The 17543-nt window shown below is 73.7% G+C and carries 13 protein-coding genes and 1 pseudogene; 10 read left to right on the plus strand and 4 right to left on the minus strand.

Going from position 1 to position 17543, the window contains the following annotated elements; all coding sequences use genetic code 11:
• Positions 1-55: 55 nt before the first annotated feature.
• The gene (locus C4U44_RS04165; protein ID WP_103884734.1) at positions 56-1267 is read right to left on the minus strand and encodes a pyridoxal phosphate-dependent aminotransferase; all 1212 of its coding nucleotides are present in this window, start codon (positions 1265-1267) and stop codon (positions 56-58) included.
• Between the two features lie 125 nt (positions 1268-1392).
• Here C4U44_RS04165 and C4U44_RS42255 point away from each other — a divergent pair, with 125 nt between their 5' ends.
• Positions 1393-3660 (plus strand): P-loop NTPase fold protein, encoded by a 2268-nt coding sequence (locus C4U44_RS42255; RefSeq protein ID WP_235031799.1) that lies wholly within the window; start codon positions 1393-1395, stop codon positions 3658-3660.
• Positions 3661-3718: 58 nt separating this feature from the next.
• On the opposite strand, the gene C4U44_RS04175 is transcribed toward C4U44_RS42255, so the two are convergent.
• Both C4U44_RS04175 and C4U44_RS04180 read right to left on the minus strand, forming a co-directional pair.
• Entirely contained in the window at positions 3719-5311 is a 1593-nt protein-coding gene (locus C4U44_RS04175; RefSeq protein ID WP_103884243.1) for an N-acyl-D-amino-acid deacylase family protein, read from the minus strand.
• A 109-nt stretch (positions 5312-5420) separates the two neighbouring features.
• Positions 5421-6704, minus strand: a complete 1284-nt coding sequence (locus C4U44_RS04180) for an alanine racemase (RefSeq protein ID WP_103884244.1) — start codon at positions 6702-6704, stop codon at positions 5421-5423.
• 385 nt (positions 6705-7089) lie between these two features.
• Between C4U44_RS04180 and C4U44_RS04185 the strand changes: the two genes are divergently transcribed.
• The 3 genes and pseudogenes from C4U44_RS04185 (at position 7090) to C4U44_RS04195 (ending at position 9469) form a co-directional block, all read left to right on the plus strand.
• A complete protein-coding gene (locus C4U44_RS04185; protein ID WP_235031852.1) occupies positions 7090-8118 on the plus strand; it encodes a sugar kinase in 1029 nt (342 codons plus the stop codon).
• Positions 8115-8855, plus strand: a pseudogene (locus C4U44_RS04190) (IclR family transcriptional regulator); the annotation flags it as partial. The gene C4U44_RS04185 and the pseudogene C4U44_RS04190, both read left to right, overlap by 4 nt.
• A 203-nt stretch (positions 8856-9058) precedes the next feature.
• On the plus strand, positions 9059-9469 hold the full coding sequence (locus C4U44_RS04195) for a RidA family protein (RefSeq protein ID WP_103884246.1): 411 nt from the start codon (positions 9059-9061) through the stop codon (positions 9467-9469).
• Between the two features lie 119 nt (positions 9470-9588).
• Here C4U44_RS04195 and C4U44_RS04200 read toward each other — a convergent pair whose 3' ends face one another.
• Positions 9589-11103, minus strand: a complete 1515-nt coding sequence (locus C4U44_RS04200) for a chitinase (RefSeq protein WP_407642776.1) — start codon at positions 11101-11103, stop codon at positions 9589-9591.
• 277 nt (positions 11104-11380) lie between these two features.
• On the opposite strand from C4U44_RS04200, the gene C4U44_RS04205 reads away from it, so the two are divergent.
• The 6 genes from C4U44_RS04205 (at position 11381) to C4U44_RS04230 (ending at position 17540) form a co-directional block, all read left to right on the plus strand.
• A complete protein-coding gene (locus tag C4U44_RS04205) occupies positions 11381-12316 on the plus strand; it encodes a hypothetical protein (protein WP_200823138.1) in 936 nt (311 codons plus the stop codon).
• Between the two features lie 12 nt (positions 12317-12328).
• Positions 12329-13063 carry a Flp pilus assembly protein CpaB gene (gene cpaB, locus C4U44_RS04210; protein ID WP_103884248.1) on the plus strand — a complete coding sequence of 245 codons (735 nt, stop codon included), beginning with the start codon at positions 12329-12331 and terminating at the stop codon, positions 13061-13063.
• Positions 13064-13169: 106 nt separating this feature from the next.
• Entirely contained in the window at positions 13170-14759 is a 1590-nt protein-coding gene (locus C4U44_RS04215) for an AAA family ATPase (RefSeq protein WP_103884249.1), read from the plus strand.
• The gene (locus C4U44_RS04220; protein ID WP_103884250.1) at positions 14756-15247 is read left to right on the plus strand and encodes a TadE/TadG family type IV pilus assembly protein; all 492 of its coding nucleotides are present in this window, start codon (positions 14756-14758) and stop codon (positions 15245-15247) included. Before C4U44_RS04215 ends, C4U44_RS04220 begins: the two co-directional genes overlap by 4 nt.
• On the plus strand, positions 15244-16578 hold the full coding sequence (locus C4U44_RS04225) for a CpaF family protein (RefSeq protein ID WP_103884251.1): 1335 nt from the start codon (positions 15244-15246) through the stop codon (positions 16576-16578). The genes C4U44_RS04220 and C4U44_RS04225 overlap by 4 nt, the downstream gene beginning before the upstream one ends.
• Positions 16575-17540 carry a type II secretion system F family protein gene (locus C4U44_RS04230; protein ID WP_407642777.1) on the plus strand — a complete coding sequence of 322 codons (966 nt, stop codon included), beginning with the start codon at positions 16575-16577 and terminating at the stop codon, positions 17538-17540. Before C4U44_RS04225 ends, C4U44_RS04230 begins: the two co-directional genes overlap by 4 nt.
• Positions 17541-17543 lie beyond the last annotated feature (3 nt).

The following is a 17543-nucleotide window of genomic DNA, read 5'->3' on the forward strand; positions in this document are numbered from 1 at the left end:
GGTGCCGGCCCGCTCCCCCCTGCGCGGGGGGAGCGGTTCCGCACGCCCGCGGGGCCTACGGCTGGCTGTAGCTCTCCAGGAAGCGGCCGATCCGGCCCACCGCCTCGCGCAGGTCCTCCGCCCGCGGCAGCGTGACGATGCGGAAGTGGTCCGGCTCCGGCCAGTTGAACCCGGTGCCGTGCACGATCATGATCTTCTCCGCGCGCAGCAGGTCCAGCACCATCTGCCGGTCGTCCTTGATCTTGTACACCTGCGGGTCGAGCCGCGGGAAGGCGTACAGCGCGCCCTTCGGCTTGACGCAGGTGATCCCGGGGATGGCGGTGAGCGCCTCGTAGGTGGCGTCGCGCTGGGCCAGCAGCCGGCCGCCGGGCAGCAGCAGCGAGTTGATCGACTGGTGGCCGCCGAGCGCGGTCGCGATGGCGTGCTGCGCCGGCATGTTCGCGCACAGCCGCATGTTCGCGAGGATGGTCAGCCCCTCAATGTAGCTGGCCGCGTGCTTCTTGGGGCCGCACACCGCCAGCCAGCCGCTGCGGAAGCCGGCCACCCGGTATGCCTTCGACAGGCCGTTGAAGGTGAGCGTGAGCAGGTCGGGGGCGATCGCGGCGGTGGGGGTGTGGGTGGCGTCGTCGTAGAGGATCTTGTCGTAGATCTCGTCCGAGCAGATCACCAGGCGGTGCCGGCGGGCGATGTCGGTGATGCCGCGCATCATCTCGTCGTCGTAGACGGCGCCGGTGGGGTTGTTCGGGTTGATGACGACGATCGCCTTGGTGCGGTCGGTGACCTTGCGCTCGATGTCGGCGAGGTCGGGCATCCAGTCGGACTGCTCGTCGCAGCGGTAGTGCACCGCGGTGCCGCCCGCCAGCGAGACCGACGCGGTCCACAGCGGGTAGTCGGGCGCGGGGACCAGCACCTCGTCGCCGTCGTCGAGCATCGCCTGCATCGACATCTGGATGAGTTCGGACACGCCGTTGCCGAGGTAGATGTCCTCGACGTCCAGCGGGATGCCCTTGGTCTGGTAGTGCTGCATCACCGCGCGGCGCGCCGAGAGCAGCCCCTTCGCGTCCCCGTAGCCATGCGCGTCACCGAGGGTGCGCAGCATGTCCTCCAGGATCTCCGGCGGGCACTCGAAACCGAAGGGCGCCGGGTTGCCGGTGTTCAGCTTGAGGACGCGGTGCCCGGCCGCCTCCAGCCGCATCGCCTCCTCAAGAACCGGACCCCGGATCTCGTAACAGACATTTGCGAGCTTCGTGGACTGGATCACCTGCATGCCGGTCACCTTACGGCGGCCCTCCGCGTGCCGCGCGGTGTTTTCCACCACGTGGACACCCGTGGACGGAGGACCGATTTCGCCGGGCGGCCCCGGCGGGCGGGCCCGGCTGGGACACTCGGGGGATGGCGCACCCACCGTCGCACGGCCTTCGCCCCGCGGTGCCCGGCGCCGTCGAGATGCGGACCCGCAGCGGGCTGGCGCTGCTCAACGACGAACCGGTGTCCGCCCCGGACGCCGACCAGCTGGGTGCCGGGTGGGCGGCGGCGCAGCTGTCCGCCCTGCTGCTGGCCTCGCGGGACTCCACCCCCTTCTCCCTCGCGGTGGAGGCGAGCTGGGGGATGGGCAAGAGCAGCCTGATGCGGCTGATGGACGCGCAGCTGCGGGAGACCGGCGGCGTCCACACCGTCTGGTACAACGCGTGGAGCTCGACCGGCGCCGACGCGCTGGAGGGGCTGATCAAGTCCGTGCTGGCGCAGTTCGACCGGAACATCCTGCGCCGCGCGCTGCGCCGGATGCAGGGCCGCGGCGGGGCGGCCCGGCTGCTCCGGGCGCTCACCCTGGTGGCCGCCGGGCCGCTCGGCGTCGCGGGCATGGTCGACGCCCTGTGGCGCGCCCTGTCCGCGGACGCCACCACGCGCAACGACATGCGCGAGGCGCTGCGCACCCTCGTGGCCGAATGGACGGCCGCACCGCGCCGGGGAGCTCCCGGCCGGCTGCTGGTGATCTTCATCGACGACCTGGACCGCTGCTCCCAGGAGACGGTGCTCACGCTGTGCGAGGCGCTCAAGGTCTACCTGGACGTGCCGGGCCTGGCCTTCGTGATCGGCTGCGACCGCGAGGCGATGAGCGAGGGCGGCATGCTGGACAACCTCTCGCCCGCCGGCACGGCCTTCATGGAGAAGATCTTCCAGACCAGTTACCGCATCCCGGCCCCGAGCAGCCGCGACATCGAGCACTACGTGCAGTCGTGCGCCGAGGCCGCCGGGATCGCCGACCTCCTCGACCACCGGCTGGTCGTCCTTCTCGGCTACCGTGCCGCGCGCAACCCGCGCCGGGTCAAACGCCTGGTCAACGGGCTGCTGCTGGAGGCGAACCTCAACCCGATCTGGTACGGCCTCAGCACCGAGGCGGTCATCCGCACCCTGCTGCTGCAATACCTGTACATCGACTTCTACCGGTTGATGACCACGCAGAACGAGCCGGGTTCGCAGCCCGAGGTCGTGGACACCTTCGTCGAGTACACCGCGGTCCGCCGCCTGCTGCGGGCCGGCGAGCGCTGGGGCCCCGAGGAGACGGTGCGGGTCGGCCGGCTGCTGAGCCGGTATGCCATGGCCCTGCCGGAGGGGGACGACCCGCAGGGCCGCACCCCCGTGCTGCGCAGGCTGGAGGGCGAGCTGCCCGAGCTGTTCCCGACACTGGCCGCCGACCCCATGTTCGTGTCCCTGCTGAGAGGGCTGATGGACCTGGAGGGCGCGCAGCTGGTGCTCCAGCGGCTGCGGGAGGGGGTGGACATGCCGACGCTGTTCGACGGCGAGTGGCAGTGGGAGGGCGAGCTGCCCGCCGCGACCCGGGGCGATGCCCCGGGCAGGACGCTGCCGCCGCAGGGACGGCGGGGCGAGGACCGCGTCCCCGGCGCGGACCGGGCGAGCGGTGAGCCGGCCGGCGCGGGGACGCACGAGGGCCGGCCGGCCGGGGACCGCGGGGAGCGGCCCAGCGGGGACCGGGTGAGCGGGGACCGGCCGGGCGGGGGCCGGACCACTTCCGAGCAGGCGCCCGACTGGAACGCGGTGACCACGCGGAGCGAGCGGCCGGCGGGCACCGGGCAGCCGGCGCCGCGTACCCCGTCGCAGCAGCCGCCCCGGCCGGCCGGGCCCGCCGACCCGGTCAGCACCGCGCTCGACCCGCTGGACACCGACACCTTCCCGCCCGGCTACGCGCCGCCGGCCGGCTACGCCCAGCGCACCCCGCCCTCGTCGCGGACCAGCACGGACGGAAGGGGCACGCGGCGGCGCCCGGTCGTCGTGGTGGTGGGCTTCCCCGGCGCCGTGTCGGGCCCGGTCGCGCTGGCGCTGGACCGGCGCGGTCTGGACAGCGAGCAGGCGTTCAACCAGGTGGTGTGGGACCGGTGGCTCGCCCGCCGGCCGCAGGCCGTGCTCTGCCACGTCGCCGCGTTCGGCGTGCGCGGCCAGGGTTTCGAGCTGGTCCGGGCGGCCCGGCGGGCGGGGTACGACGGTGCCGTGGTCTTCCACACGCCGTCGCTGACCCCGAACGAGCGGCGCGCGGCCGAGGAGCTCGGTGCGGGCATCGCCCATGACACGGACGAGGCGGTCGGCCTGCTGCTGGCCGCGCTGGGGCAGGCCACGGCCGATCCGTCCGCGTCCTCGGGCTGAGCAACTCCCTCTTCCGGGCGGCTTCTTCCGGCGGTTCCTCCGGGGCGGTGTCCTCTTCCTACCGCCCTTGGCCGGCGCGGGCCGGCGACCTGCGGACCGAGCGGCCGGCGAGCACTCCCGTGCGCCGCCCGTCCTCCATGACGAACCGCCCGTCGATCAGCACGTGCGGAATCCCGGTGGGCAGGGTGCGCGGGCGGTCGAAGGTGGCGCCGGCGGCGACCGTGTCCGGGTCGAAGAGCACCAGGTCGGCGCGGTGGCCGGGGCGGACCAGGCCGCGGTCGGCCAGCCGCAGCCGGGCCGCGGGCCGGCCGCTCAGGTGCGCCACGCACTCCTCCAGCGTCAGCACCCCCAGCTCGCGGACGTAGCGGCCCAGGTACTCGGGGAAGGTGCCGTAGGCGCGGGGGTGCGGTTTGGCGCCGCGCAGGATGCCGTCCGAGCCCGCGGTGTGCGCGCGATGGCGCATGATCGTGCGGACGTTGGGCTCGTCGCCGACGTGCTGGAGGATCGTGGTGCCCAGGCGGTCGTCGAGCAGCAGGCGGCGGGCGGTGGGCCAGCCGTCCACCCGGGTGCCGATGCGGGCGGACAGCGCGGGGTCGGTGACGCCCGAGATCTCGACGGTGGACCAGTCGACGGGCACCCCGTGGCAGCCGTCGGAGCCCTCGATCTCCAGGGTGCGGCGGATGGCCTCGGCGCTCGTGTCGTCGCGCAGCCGCGCCAGCGTGGCGTCCGGCCCGCCCTCCGCGGCCCAACTCGGCAGCAGCGCCACCAGGGTGGTGCAGCCGGGGGTGTACGGATACGTGTCCAGGGTGACGTCGACGCCCGAGTCCAGGGCGCGGTCGAGCAGGGCCAGCAGTTCGGGGGCGCGGCCGGAGTTCTCGTCGAAGTTCATCGTGGCGTGCGCCAGGTGCAGGGCGCATCCCGACTGCCGGGCGAGCGTGACCATCTCCTCGTACGCGTCCAGCGCCCCGGCGCCGTACGACCGGTGGTGCGGGCAGTAGTAGCCGTCGTAGTGGGCCACCACCCGGCACAGCTCGGTGAGTTCGCCGTCGGAGGCGTACATCCCCGGGGTGTAGGTCAGCCCCGACGACATCCCCACCGCGCCCTCGGCCAGGCCGCGCGCGACCTCCTCCTTCATCCGGTCCAGCTCGCGTTCCGACGGCGGCCGGTCGGTCCAGCCCATCACCATCGCCCGCACAGTGCCCTGGGGGACCAGGTAGGCGGCGTTCACCGCGATGCCCCGGTCCAGCCGGTCCAGGTACGCGCCGACCCCGCGCCAGCCGAACTCCAGGCCGTCGCCCGGGCCGTTCCACCCGGCGATCTGGGTGCGCAGCTCCTTGAGGGTGACGTCGTCCACCGGCGCGTAGGACAGTCCGTCCTGCCCCAGCACCTCCAGGGTCACCCCCTGGGCCGCCTTCGCCTCGTGCGCGGGATCCTCCAGCAGCGCGAGGTCGCTGTGCGCGTGCATGTCGATGAATCCCGGTGCCAGCGCCAGTCCCGCCGCGTCCACGACCCGCCGCCCGCCGAGCCGCCGCGACCCGTCGCCCTCCCGCCGGATCTCCGTGATGCGTCCCCGGTCCACCGCCACGTCCGCGACGTACGCCGGCCCACCGGTCCCATCCACCACCCGCGCCCCGCGCACCACCAAGTCCATGAGCAGCCGCTTCCCTTGCGAAACCGAACAGGTCCAGACCATTCTGCGCCGCGCGCACCCGGGCCGCCGCGGTGGTCGCGGGCCGGCCCGGGGCGCTCCGGGCGCAGGATCAGAAGAACGTGCGGACGTACGAGGTGACCGTGCCGTCGGCCCGGGTGACCGGGATGAGGGGCCACTTGTCGAACGTGGTGCACGGGTGCGACAGGCCGAGGGCGACCCAGTCGCCGACCTCCAGGACGTCGTCCGAGGGGACGCGCAACCAGGCGTGCTGGTCGGAGAGCTTCGCGACCTCCAGCCCCTCCGGGGCCGGCCGCGAGGAGCCGTCGCGGGCGGAGCGGACGGTGCGCGGCACCGGCAGCCCGAGGTCGTAAGGGGCGTCCCGCTTGCCGGCGTTGAGGAACGCCTGGTCCGGCGCCGGACGGGAGACCACCTGCGCCCACAGCCGGAAGGCGGGCTGCAGGTCGCCGTCCTGCGGCACCCGGTTGAACGGGGTGATCTGCCGGTAGTGGTCGTCGTCGTGGGTGACGTACGCCCCCGAGCGCAGCAGCGGCAGCACCGGCCGGGACAACTCCGGTACGTCCGTGAAGACGTCGGCGACCGCGTCGAACCACGCCGACCCGCCCGCGCTCACCAAGATCTCCGCCGCGTCCGCGAACCGGCCGGCCCGGTCCAGCGTCGCGGCCAGCCCGACCAGGCGGCGCAGGTAGGCCCGCACCCGCTCCGGATCGGCCCCGGGCACCTCGCCCTCGTAGCCGGCGACGCCCACCAGCCGCAGCGAGCCGGTCGCCGCGACCGCGGCGGCGACCGCCTCGGCCTCGGGCCCGGTACGGACGCCGGTCCGCGCGCCCTGCCCCGCGCCGAGTTCGACCACGACGTCCAGCGCCCGCCGCACGCCCGCCGCGCGCAGCGTCGCGTCCATCAACTCGACGCCGCGCAGCGAGTCGACGTAGGCGACGACCGAGAAGTCCGGGTCGGCGTCCTGCTCCGCGCCGATCCAGCGCAGGGCGGCCGCGTCGACCAGTTCGTTGGCGAGGAAGATCCGCGGCACGCCGAACGCCCGTGCCACCCGCACCTGGTGGGGCATGGCCAGGGTGATCCCCCAGGCGCCGCGAGCGAGTTGGCGGGCGAAGAGCTGCGGGGCCATCGACGTCTTGCCGTGCGGTGCGAAGCGGAGCCCGTACTTGGCGGTGTATTCCTCCAGCGCCGTCAGGTTGTGCTCCAGTGCCTCCTCGGACAGGGCGAGCACCGGCGTGCCGAAACCGCCGTCGAACAGGCTGCGGCCCTGCGCGGCCAGTTCGCCCACGGTCAGCCCCTCGGCGTCGGCCGGAACCCCCTTGAAACGATGGTCGACCCGCTCGCCGTCCAGCGCCGCGATCCGCTCGTCGATGTCCATCCACCCTCCCGGAGCGACCGGGCGGGCGTGCCGCGGCCGCGTCGTACGACCGTTGCATCCTGTGCAACGGTCGTTGCGTATCCTGTTTCCTGCTGTCTAACATCCTGGTCGGCGCGGGGTCAACGGTGGCCGGACCGCATGGCCCGGCCCGATCCGCATCGACCCAGGGCCCGGACCGATGTCCGGGCCGAAGCCGGGCCGGACCCGGAGCGACCCCGGGACGGCTCGGACCGCCGGCCCGCACGTGCCGTACCGACGAGGAGCGGAGACCCGCGTGACCGCAACGCCGCCGAGCGCCGCACGCGCCCCACGTGCCGCACGCGATGAGGGTTCCGCACGCGCCGAGGGCTCCGCGCGGGTCGACGTCGTGTGCCTGGGGGAGTCCATGGTCACCTTCGTGCCCTCGCGGCCCGGCCCGCTCGCCCAGGTCCCCTCCTTCCACCGTGCCATCGGCGGTGCGGAGTCCAACGTGGCCTGCACCCTCGCCCGCGCCGGCCACTCCACCCGCTGGGTGAGCCGGGTGGGCGCGGACGGTTTCGGCGACCACCTCGTGGACGCCATCGCCGCCGCCGGCGTCGACGTCAGCGCGGTGCAGCGCGACCCGCACCGCCCCACCGGCGTCTACTTCCGGACCGCGGCGGAGCGCGCCACCACCCTGGCCGGGCCGGCCGGCCGCGCCGAGGTCGTCTACTACCGCAAGGGTTCGGCCGCCTCCGCGCTGTCGCCCACCCTGGTCCGCCGGCGCGACGTGTGGGCCGGCCGGGTCCTGCACCTGACCGGCATCACCGGCGCCCTGTCCGCGACCTGCCGCGCCCTGATGGCCCGCCTCACCCACCGCGAACCGGGCCGCCCGCTGGTCTCCTTCGACGTCAACCACCGGCCCGCACTGTGGCACGGCGCCGACCCCTGGCAGCTCGCCGAACTGGCCCGCGGCTGCGACCTGGTCTTCGTCGGCGAGGACGAGGCGCAGGCGGCCTGGGGCCTGCCGGACGCGGACGCGGTGCGGGCCGCGCTGCCGGAGCCGGCCGTGCTCGTGGTCAAGCAGGGCGCGGCGGGCGCGACGGTCTTCACGTCGGAGGAGGCCGTGCGGACCGCGGACTCGCCCCGGGCGGGCGGCCGTTCGATCCGGCTGCGGGTTCCCGCGCCCTCCGTCGACGTGGTCGCGCACGTCGGTGCCGGCGACGCCTTCGCCGCCGGGTTCCTGTCCGCGACGCTGCGCGGGCTGCCGCTGCGGGACCGGATGCGCCACGGCCACCTGCTGGCCGCCGCCGCCCTCACGGTGCCCGACGACCTGGCGGTGCCGCCGGATCGGGCCCGGGCTGACGCGCTGGCCCTGCTGGACGACACGGCATGGGGAAGACTGCGGCTGGGCCCGGGGTGGGCGCGCGACACGGGCGGAGGGGTACCGGGATGAGCCAGACCGTGGACCGGGCGCTGAGCATCCTGCCGCTGCTCGCCGAGGGGCCGGCGGGGCTCGAACAGGTCGCCTTGCGGCTGGACGTGCACAAGTCGACCGCGCTGCGGCTGCTGCGCACCCTGCACGAACACGGTCTGGTCTACCGCCAGCAGGACCAGCGCTACCGGCTCGGCGCCCGGCTGTTCGCCCTCGCCCAGCAGGCCGTCGAGGCGCTCGACATCCGCGAGATCGCCCATCCGCACCTGGCCGCGCTCAACGAGCGCACCGGCCACACCGTGCACCTCGCCGTCTACGAGCAGGGCGAGGTGGTCTACATCGACAAGGTGGAGAGCCGCTACCCGGTGCGGATGTACTCCCGGATCGGCCGCCCCGTGGCCCTCACCGTGGCGGCCGTCGCCAAGCTGCTCCTGGCCGACCTGCCGGAGGGCGAACGCCGGACGGTCGCCGAAGGGCTGGACTACCCCCGCTACACCGCGCGTTCGACGCCGGACGCGGCCGCGTTCCTCGCCGAACTCGCCCGGGTGCGCGAGCAGGGCTGGGCGAGCGACCTCGGCGGCCACGAGGAGTCCATCAACTGCGTCGGCGCGCCGATCCACGGCCCGGACGGCCGGGTGTGCGCCGCGATGTCGCTGTCCGCACCCAACGTGGTGGTCGGCGCCGCCGAACTGCTGCGGCTGCGCCCGGTGATCCTGCGCACGGCGCAGGCGATCGGCCGGGAGCTGTGCGGCAGGAGCGAGGACGACGGGTACGACGCGGACGAGCGGTACAGCGACGTTCCGTACGGTGGCCCGGCCGATCCCGCGGACACGGCGCATCCCGCGGGCCCGGCTCACCCCGCGGCTCCGGCCCCCACCGGGGACCTGACTCATCCTGCGGATCCGGCCCACCCCGCCGATCCTGCCCACCACCACGAACCGAGCGACGAGGACAGCACCGCATGAGCGACCAGCCCAAGACCGCGATCACCCCGCCCACGCACACCGTGCCGCCCGCGCGGTTCTCGCACGGCGTCCGCAAGGGCAACATCCTCCAGGTCGCCGGCCAGGTCGGCTTCCTGCCCGCCGTGGAGGGCGTGCCGCCGACCCCCGCCGGGCCGACCCTGCGCGAGCAGGCGCGCCAGACCCTCGCGAACGTCCACTCCGTCCTGACGGCCGGCGGCGCGACCTGGGAGGACGTGGTGATGATCCGCGTCTACCTGACCGACACCGCGCACTTCGCCGAGCTGAACGAGATCTACAACGCCTACTTCGCCGATCTCCAGGAGCCCCCCGCCGCCCGCACGACCGTCTACGTCGGGCTGCCCGCCGGCCTGCTGATCGAGATCGACGCGCTGGCCGTCCTGGGGTGATCCGCGGCCGCCCCGGTCCGCGGACCCGCCACGGTCCTCGTGACGCGCCGCAGGGGCGCGGGGAGAACTCTCCGCGCCCCTGCGGCGCGTGCTGTGCGTACTGCTCGTGCAGGTCCTGCTTACGGCATCGCGTGGACGTGCGCGCCGACCGTGTTCGACCAGGAGTTGCCGTTGGAGGCGTCCCAGTTCGTGGACCAGGTCATGGCGCCGCGGATGGTGGGCCACTTGGCGGAGGGGTGGAAGCTGCCGCAACCCGTGCCGCTGGCAAGGCAGTCGAGCGCGTTGTCGACCACCGACGGGGAGACGTAGCCGGAACCGGCCGCGCTGGTCGACGCAGGGGTGCCGATGCCGACCTGGGACGGGTCGAGCCCGCTCTGGATCGCGGTGCAGGCCAGGGTCGTGATGAAGTCCACGGTGCCCTGGCTGTACACGCCGCCGTCACAGCCGTTCATCGAACCGCTGTTGTAGTACTGCGTGTTCACCACGGTGAGGATGTCCTTGATGTTCAGCGCGGTGGCCAGGTAGTCACTGGACGGCGACAGCATGTCGATCGTCTGCGGCGCCATCGTGATGATCAGCCCCGAACCCGCCTTCGTGTGCAGGCTGCGCAGCGCCTGCGACATGTAGGTCGGGTCGATCCCGTTCTCCAGGTCGATGTCGACGCCGTTGAAGCCGTAGGTCTGCATCAGGGTGTAGACGCTGTTGGCGAAGTTCGTCGCCGAGGCCGAGTCACGCACCGAGATGGTGCCGTTCTGCCCGCCGACGGAGATGACCACCTTCTTGCCCGCCGCCTGCTTGGCCGCGATGTCCGCCTTGAACTGCGCCTCGCTGTAGTTGAGCGCCGGGTCGAGGGAGAAGGTGACCGCGCCGGGCGTGCTGGTGGCGGTGGCGAAGGCCACCGCGATGATGTCGTACTGGTTCTGCACCTGCGCGAGGGTCTGCACCTGCGCGCCGTTGCTGAAGTCCTGCCAGTAGCCGGTCACCGCGTGCTTGGGCAGGTCGCTGGCCGGCGGGGTGACGGGGGTGGTGGGCGGGGTCGTCGGGGGAGTGGTGGGAGGAGTGGTCGGCGGGGTGGTGCCGGTGCCGCCCGGGCCGGACAGCGTGACGTCGTCGGCGTAGTAGGCGGGCTGGCCGTACCAGCCGTGGGTGTACACGGTCACCGAGGTGGTGCTCGCGCCGGTGGTGAAGCCGACGCTGAGCTGCGTATACGTGGAGGCACCCGGCGTCCAGGTGGACGGGTCGGTGCCGCCGGTGCCGGTCGCCCCGAGGTAGACGTACGACCCCTGCACCCAAGCGCTGAGCGTGTACGCGGAGTTGGGCTGCACGCTGATGGTCTGCGCGCACTGGCCGGTGTCGCTGTTGGACGGGGTGGCCTTGAGCGCGGTCGACCCGGAGTGCACCGGGCTGGTGACGGTTGCGCCGCTGCCGGCCGTGCATGTCCAGCCGGAAAGTCCGCTCTCGAAACCGGAGTTGGCCACCAGGTTGGTGGTGGCGGCGTCGGCGGCGCCCTGCGAGACCAGCGCGACGGCGGAGCCGACGACCGCGGCGGCGCTCAGCCCGGCGATCACCCGGCGCTTGAGGATTCCTCTCGACTTCGCATGACTCGCTCGATTCGCGTGCGATGCACGTTCCACGACTGCCTCCTGGGGGCAAGGAGTTGGGGGGTGGTGGGGTGTGCGGGTGTGCGGGTTGCCCGGATCACCGTGAATGACATGGACACACGTAGTAGGGAGAAAGTTGGTCCAGACCAATGGGGTTGTCAAGACCTCTGCCGGACACCGGTCGTTCACCGGCACTGATCCGCAACTTTCCGCGCCCAACCCGCTACACATCGATAAGCTGACGACCGCGTACGGCCAGGCGGACCCGGCTCGCCCCGGACCGCCGCGCGCAGATGGGGAGGGGTGCCGCATGCCGAGCGTCATCACGGTCACCTCGGACGACCTCGCGCTCCCGCTGGAGGAGCTGGTGGTGCGCACCTCCACCGCCCTGGACACCCACGGCCACCTGATCGCCCTCGCCCCCGCCGAGCCGGACGACCCCGCCCGGCGCCGGATGCACACCGTGCGGTCCGCCCTGGAGGGCGACCGGATCGCGATCGTGCCGCTGACCCTGCCGCCGCTGGCCCGCACCCTGCTCGGCGAGCAGTTGCGGCAGCTGTCCGGCACCGACCTCGGGCCCGGCGTGCTGGCCGGCGCCGCCCGGCTGCTGTCGTACTACCTGCACTCCGGCGCGCTGCTCGCCTCGGTCAGCAAGCTGGACCGGGTGCCGGTCACCGTCGGCAGCCACGTCAAGTCCCTCGTCCCCGGGCGGCACTTCGCGGTGGTGGCGCACCCGGAGGCGTACCTGGGCGAGGCCGACCCGGCGCACGTGCCGCCCGGCCCCGGCTACCAGACGCAGCTCGCCGTGGCGGGCACGGGCCTCGACCCCGGCTGGATCACCGGTCCGCTCGCCGCCGGCTGGCACACCCAGCATCTGCGCGAGGTACCGCTGCCGCCCGACTCGGCGCGCTGGTGGGGCACTTCGCGGCTGGTCGAGTTCACCGCGTACATCGCCGACGTCGGCATGCTCTACCAACTCGTCACCTCGGTACGGCGCGACACCTGCACCTGGTGCGGGCTCGAAGTGATCGGCGACCAGTGCCTGTTCTGCGCCACCCGGCTCGGTGAGCGCAACGCCCCGGCCAAGCACGCCGCCCGCCTGCCCGGGCGCGCGGTCGAGACCCCCCGCCGCCCCCAACTCCTCTCATCGCTCGGTCTTCCTGCTCGCTCGCTCCATGGACGGCCCCCTGTCCCGCCGGACCCCGCGAGCTCGGGCGTCAGCCCTCGACAACCCCACAAGCGATAGGTCCGCCCCTCCATGAACTCACGTCAGCGCCGTGGCGTCGTCCTCCTGGTGGTCTCCGTGGTCTGCGCGGTGGCCGCCTTCGCCGGGGTGCTCGCCGTCGTCAGCAACGCCCGTTCGCAGGTGGGCCAGAAGGTCACGGCGTACGAACTGTCCTCGGACGTGCCCGCGTACACCGCGCTGGACTCCTCCAAGGTGCACCGGATAACGATGCCGAAGCGCTGGCTGCCGGACACCGCCGTGCGCGACCTCGGCCAGTTCCAGGGGAAGATCGCCGCGGTGCCGCTGAAGAAGGGCTCCCTGCTGGAGTCCGACATGGTCGCCGCCCGGCCCGAACTCAAGCCCGGGCAGATGGAGATCGCCATCATGATCGACGCGGAGACCGGCGTGGCGGGAAAGATCACCCCCGGCGCGCGGGTCAACATCTTCGCCACCTTCGCCGGCCGCAAGGACACCGACCCCGACGTCTCGAAGATCATCGTGGCGGGCGCGCAGGTCATCGACGTCGGCCAGATCAAGGCGTTCGACAAGAACGAGGACGCCCAGCGGCTCTCCGAGGAGGGCGTCCCGATCACCTTCGCGCTCGACGCGGAGGACGCCCAACGCGTCGCCTACGCCGAGTCGTTCGCCGAGCACGTCCGGCTCGCCCTGGTCGCCCCCGGCGACACCGCGGCCCCGCCGCAGAGCGACCGCACCTACACGCTGTCCGGCGACACGGCCGCGCCGTCCGCTTCCGGCGGCGCCCGATGAGGCCGGGGGCGGCGCGGGAGGCGCGGGCCCGGGTGGCGGCGCGGGTGCCGTCGGGGTCACCGGCGGCGGTCGCCGCATCCGGCGGTCCGGAGCGGGGAGGGCGGAGATGACCGTACGCATCCTGGCCGGCACCGCCGACCCCGACGCCGCCCGCGCGCTGCTCGGGCTGCTCGGGCAACTCCCGGGCGCCGAGCCGGCGCCCGCGCTGCCGAACTCCACCGCGCTGCTCGACACGCTCGCCCGCGCCGCCGAGGCCGGCGTCGACGAGCTGCCCGAAGTCGTCGTCGTGCACGACCTGATCGGGCCGATGCCCGCGCTCGACCTGGTACGCGACGTGGCGTTGCGCTTCCCCGCGGTGGGCGTGGTGCTGCTCACCGCCGACCCGAGCCCGGCGATGCTGGCCTCCGCGATGAACGCCGGAGCCCGGGGCGTGATCGGGATGCCCCTCTCCTACGACGAGTTGGGCGCCCGGGTGGAGGCCGCCGCGTCCTGGGCGGCCGGCGTGCGCCGCCACCTCGCACCCGGACGGGCCGCGCTGCCCGCGGTCGCCGGCGGCACCCTGGTCGCCGTGGCCGGTGCCAAGGGCGGCGTCGGCACCACCGTCACCGCCGTCCACCTCGCGCTGGCCGCCCAGGCCTCGGGCCGCTCCACCGCTCTGGTCGACCTGGACCTGCAGGGCGGCGACGTCGCGTCCTTCCTCGACGTCCAGTTCCGCCGCTCCGTCGCCGACCTCGCCGACATCGCCGATGTCTCCTCCCGCGTCCTGCACGACGCGATGTACGTCCACGAGTCCGGGCTCGCCCTGCTGCTCGCCCCCGCCGACGGCGAGCGCGGCGAGGACGTCACCGACCGCGCCGCGCGGCTGGTCCTGGCGGCCCTCCGGCAGCGGTACGAAGTGGTCGTGGTGGACTGCGGCACCCAGGTCACCAGCGCGAACGCGGTCGCGGTCGAGACCGCCGACACCGCCGTGCTGGTCACCACCCCCGACGTCGTCGCGGTGCGCGCCGCCAAGCGCATGGTGCGGATGTGGGACCGGCTGCAGATCCGCAAGCCGCAGGACACCACCACCGTGGTCAACCGGCACACCCGCGGCAGCGAGATCCAGCCCTCGCTGATCGGCCGGATCACCGGCACCCGGATCGCCGAGTCCGCCGTCCCGGCCGCGTTCCGCGAACTCCAGCCCGTCATCGACGCGGGGCGGCTGCACGACCTGGACGGGCGCTCCACCGTACGTGCCGGCATCTGGTCGCTGGCAGGGGAGTTGGGCCTGGTCACCGGCGCGACGCCGCCCGGCGGGCGGTCCGGCGGCCGGCGGCTGCGGCGGGCCGAGCGGGACCGCGGCCAGGTCACCCTGGAGACCCTGGGCATGACCCCGGTCATCCTGATCACCCTCATCCTCGTGTGGCAGGCCGTCCTGGCCGGCTACACCTTCACCCTCGCGGGCAACGCCGCCGACCAGGCCGCACGGGCCGCGGCCGTCGGCGCCGACTCCGACGCGGCCGCCCGCAGCGACCTCCCCGGCGCCTGGGCGTCCGACCTCCAGGGCCCCACCGTCGCCCGCTCCGGCGGCCAGGTCTCCGTCACCCTCGGCCTCAAGGTCCCGGTGCTCTTCCCCGGTGCCATCGACTTCCCCGTCACCGTCCACGGCCACGCCAGCACCGTCGACGAGACCGCGGGCGAGGGAGGCACCCCATGAGAACCCTCTGCGCGGCGCCGGGAACGCCCTCCCCGGCCGCTCCGGGTCCTGCCGTGGCCGCGGCGGGCCCCTCCCCGGCCGCCTCGACCTCCGCCGCGAGCGGACCGGCCCGCACCCGCGGGCGCCGCTCGGCCGGGCAGGCGTCGCTGGAGTACCTCGGCATGCTGCCGTTCCTGCTGCTCATCGCCCTCGCGGGCATCCAGCTCGGGATCGCCGCGTACTGCGGGTCGCAGGCGGGCACCGCGGCGCGAACGGCCGCCCGCACCGCGGCACTTCCCGGGGCCGAGGGGGGCCAGGGTCCGGGCCGGACCGCCGGTGAGAACGCGGTCAGCGGCTGGGTGGACCCGGACATCTCGTTCCCGGTGGACAGCGACGCGACCGTCACCGCGGAAGCCACCGTGCGCATCCCGTCGGTGCTGCCCGGCGTGCACCTGTTCGGGCCGGTGCACCGCGACGCGACCATGCCGAAGGAGGACTGGACGCCGTGAGCCTGCGCGCCCGCCTCGCCGTCGAAGAGGCCACCCCGCAGACCCAGGAGGGCCACCTCGTGGCCGTCTACCGGGCCAAGCTGCTCCAGGAGATCGACCTCGCCGAGATGTCGGCGCTCGCCGCGGCCGAGCGCCGGGCCCGGCTGGAACGCGTCCTCGGCCACATCATCAGCCGCGAGGGCCCGGTGCTCTCGACGGCCGAACGCGCCGCGCTGATCCGCCGGGTGGTCGACGAGGCGCTGGGCCTCGGCATCCTCGAACCGCTGCTGGAGGACCCCTCCGTCACCGAGATCATGGTCAACGGCCCGGACCGGATCTACGTCGAACGCGGCGGCCGGGTCGAGCAGGTACCGGCCCGGTTCTCCTCCGCCGACCAGCTGCTGCAGACCATCGAGCGCATCGTGTCCACCGTCAACCGCCGCGTGGACGAGTCCAATCCGATGGTCGACGCCCGGCTGCCCTCCGGCGAGCGGGTCAACGTCATCATCCCGCCGCTCTCCCTGACCGGCCCCACCCTGACCATCCGCCGCTTCCCGCGCGCCTACACCCTGCACGAGCTCATCGGCCTGGGCACCCTCGACGAGCACATGCTGCTCCTGCTGTCCTCGTTCGTCCGTGCCAAGTGCAACATCATCGTCAGCGGCGGCACCGGCTCCGGCAAGACCACCCTGCTCAACGCGCTGTCCGGGCTGATCCCCGACGGCGAGCGGATCATCACCGTCGAGGACGCCGCCGAACTCCAGCTCCAGCAGGATCACGTGATCCGGCTGGAGTCCCGCCCGCCGAACGTCGAGGGCGAGGGCCGCATCACCATCCGCGACCTGGTGCGCAACTCGCTGCGGATGCGCCCCGACCGCATCATCGTCGGCGAGGTCCGCGGCGGCGAGACCCTCGACATGCTCCAGGCGATGTCCACCGGCCACGACGGCTCGCTGGCGACCGTGCACGCCAACTCCGCCGAGGACGCCGTCCTGCGGCTCCAGACGCTCGCCTCGATGAGCGAGGTCAAGATCCCCTTCGAGGCGCTGCGCGACCAGATCAACTCGGCCGTCGACGTGCTGGTCCAGCTGCACCGGCACGTCGACGGCACCCGCCGGATCGCCGAGATCGCGGTGCTGTCCTCCCGCGGCCGCGACACCTTCCGGCTCACCTCGGCCACCCGCTTCCGCGCCGAACCCCTCGGCGTCGACCGGATCGTCCGCGGCTGGTACGAGCACCGGCCGCTGCCCCGCGAGATCGGCGACCGGCTCCATCTCGCCGGCGAGCACGTCCCGGCCGCGTACGGCGTCGGCGCCACCGAACTCGAACTCGACAGCCGGGAGGCGAAGTGAGGACCCTCGCGAGCACCCAGTTCGCCTCCGGGCCCTACCCGTTGCTCGTGCTCGGCGTGGCCACCGTCGCGCTCGCCCTCGGCGTCTGGGGCGTGCATGCCTGGTGGGGCGGCCGCGCCGACCGCGCCGCCCTGGTCGAGCGCCTCGCCGGCGACTTCGGCGACGGGCGGGCCCGGCAGCCCGCCTTCGCCGCGCTGGACCGCCGGGTCCGCCGCTACGCCTGGGGCCGCCGGCTGGCCGGACGGCTCGCCGCCACCGGCACCGGCCTCACCCCGGGCCAGTTCACCGCCGCGGTGGCCGGCGTCGTCGTCGCCGCGTGGGTCGTCGCCGCGACGCTGCTCGCCCCGTTCTTCGGCCCGATCGCCGCACTCATCGCCCTGTGGGCGGGCCTGTCCTTCCTCTCCTGGCGCCGGCGCATCCGCACCGAGCGGTTCATCGCCCAACTCCCGGAGCTCGCCCGGGTGCTGGCCAACGCCACCCAGGCCGGCCTGGCGCTGCGTACCGCGGTCTCCATGGCGGCGGAGGAGCTGGAGGCGCCCGCGGGCGAGGAGTTGAAGCAGGTCTCGGACGCGATGGCGCTCGGCCACTCCGTCGAGGACGCCCTCGGGGAGCTCCAGCAGCGCCTGCCCAGCCGCGAGTTGATCGTGCTGGTGTCCACCCTCGTGCTGTCCAGCCGGGCCGGTGGCTCCGTCGTGGAGTCGCTGCGCAACCTCACCGTCACCCTGGAGGAGCGCAAGGAGACCCGCCGCGAGATCCGTACCCAGATGTCCCAGGTCACCGTCACCGCCTACGCGGTCCCGGTGATCGGCATCGGATCGCTGCTGCTGCTCAACCGGATCCTGCCCGGCTCGCTCAGCGCCATGACCGGCTCCGGGATCGGCCGGGTCTGCGTCCTGGTCGCCCTCGCCCTGTACGTCGTCGGCTTCGCGCTCATCCGCCGGATGTCCCGGATCGACGTGTGAGGA

This window comes from Actinacidiphila yanglinensis (assembly GCF_900107965.1).
Taxonomy (GTDB): Bacteria; Actinomycetota; Actinomycetes; order Streptomycetales; family Streptomycetaceae; genus Actinacidiphila; species Actinacidiphila yanglinensis.

What these genes read in the sequence shown, in the direction of transcription:
- C4U44_RS04185 (WP_235031852.1), top strand. Translation starts at nt 7,090, where the DNA reads ATGGTCACCTTCGTGCCCTCGCGGCCCGGCCCGCTCGCCCAGGTCCCC.
- cpaB (WP_103884248.1), top strand. Translation starts at nt 12,329, where the DNA reads ATGAACTCACGTCAGCGCCGTGGCGTCGTCCTCCTGGTGGTCTCCGTG.
- C4U44_RS04195 (WP_103884246.1), top strand. Translation starts at nt 9,059, where the DNA reads ATGAGCGACCAGCCCAAGACCGCGATCACCCCGCCCACGCACACCGTG.
- C4U44_RS42255 (WP_235031799.1), top strand. Translation starts at nt 1,393, where the DNA reads ATGGCGCACCCACCGTCGCACGGCCTTCGCCCCGCGGTGCCCGGCGCC.
- C4U44_RS04205 (WP_200823138.1), top strand. Translation starts at nt 11,381, where the DNA reads ATGCCGAGCGTCATCACGGTCACCTCGGACGACCTCGCGCTCCCGCTG.
- C4U44_RS04215 (WP_103884249.1), top strand. Translation starts at nt 13,170, where the DNA reads ATGACCGTACGCATCCTGGCCGGCACCGCCGACCCCGACGCCGCCCGC.
- C4U44_RS04220 (WP_103884250.1), top strand. Translation starts at nt 14,756, where the DNA reads ATGAGAACCCTCTGCGCGGCGCCGGGAACGCCCTCCCCGGCCGCTCCG.
- C4U44_RS04180 (WP_103884244.1), bottom strand. Translation starts at nt 6,704, where the DNA reads ATGGACATCGACGAGCGGATCGCGGCGCTGGACGGCGAGCGGGTCGAC.
- C4U44_RS04165 (WP_103884734.1), bottom strand. Translation starts at nt 1,267, where the DNA reads ATGCAGGTGATCCAGTCCACGAAGCTCGCAAATGTCTGTTACGAGATC.
- C4U44_RS04175 (WP_103884243.1), bottom strand. Translation starts at nt 5,311, where the DNA reads ATGGACTTGGTGGTGCGCGGGGCGCGGGTGGTGGATGGGACCGGTGGG.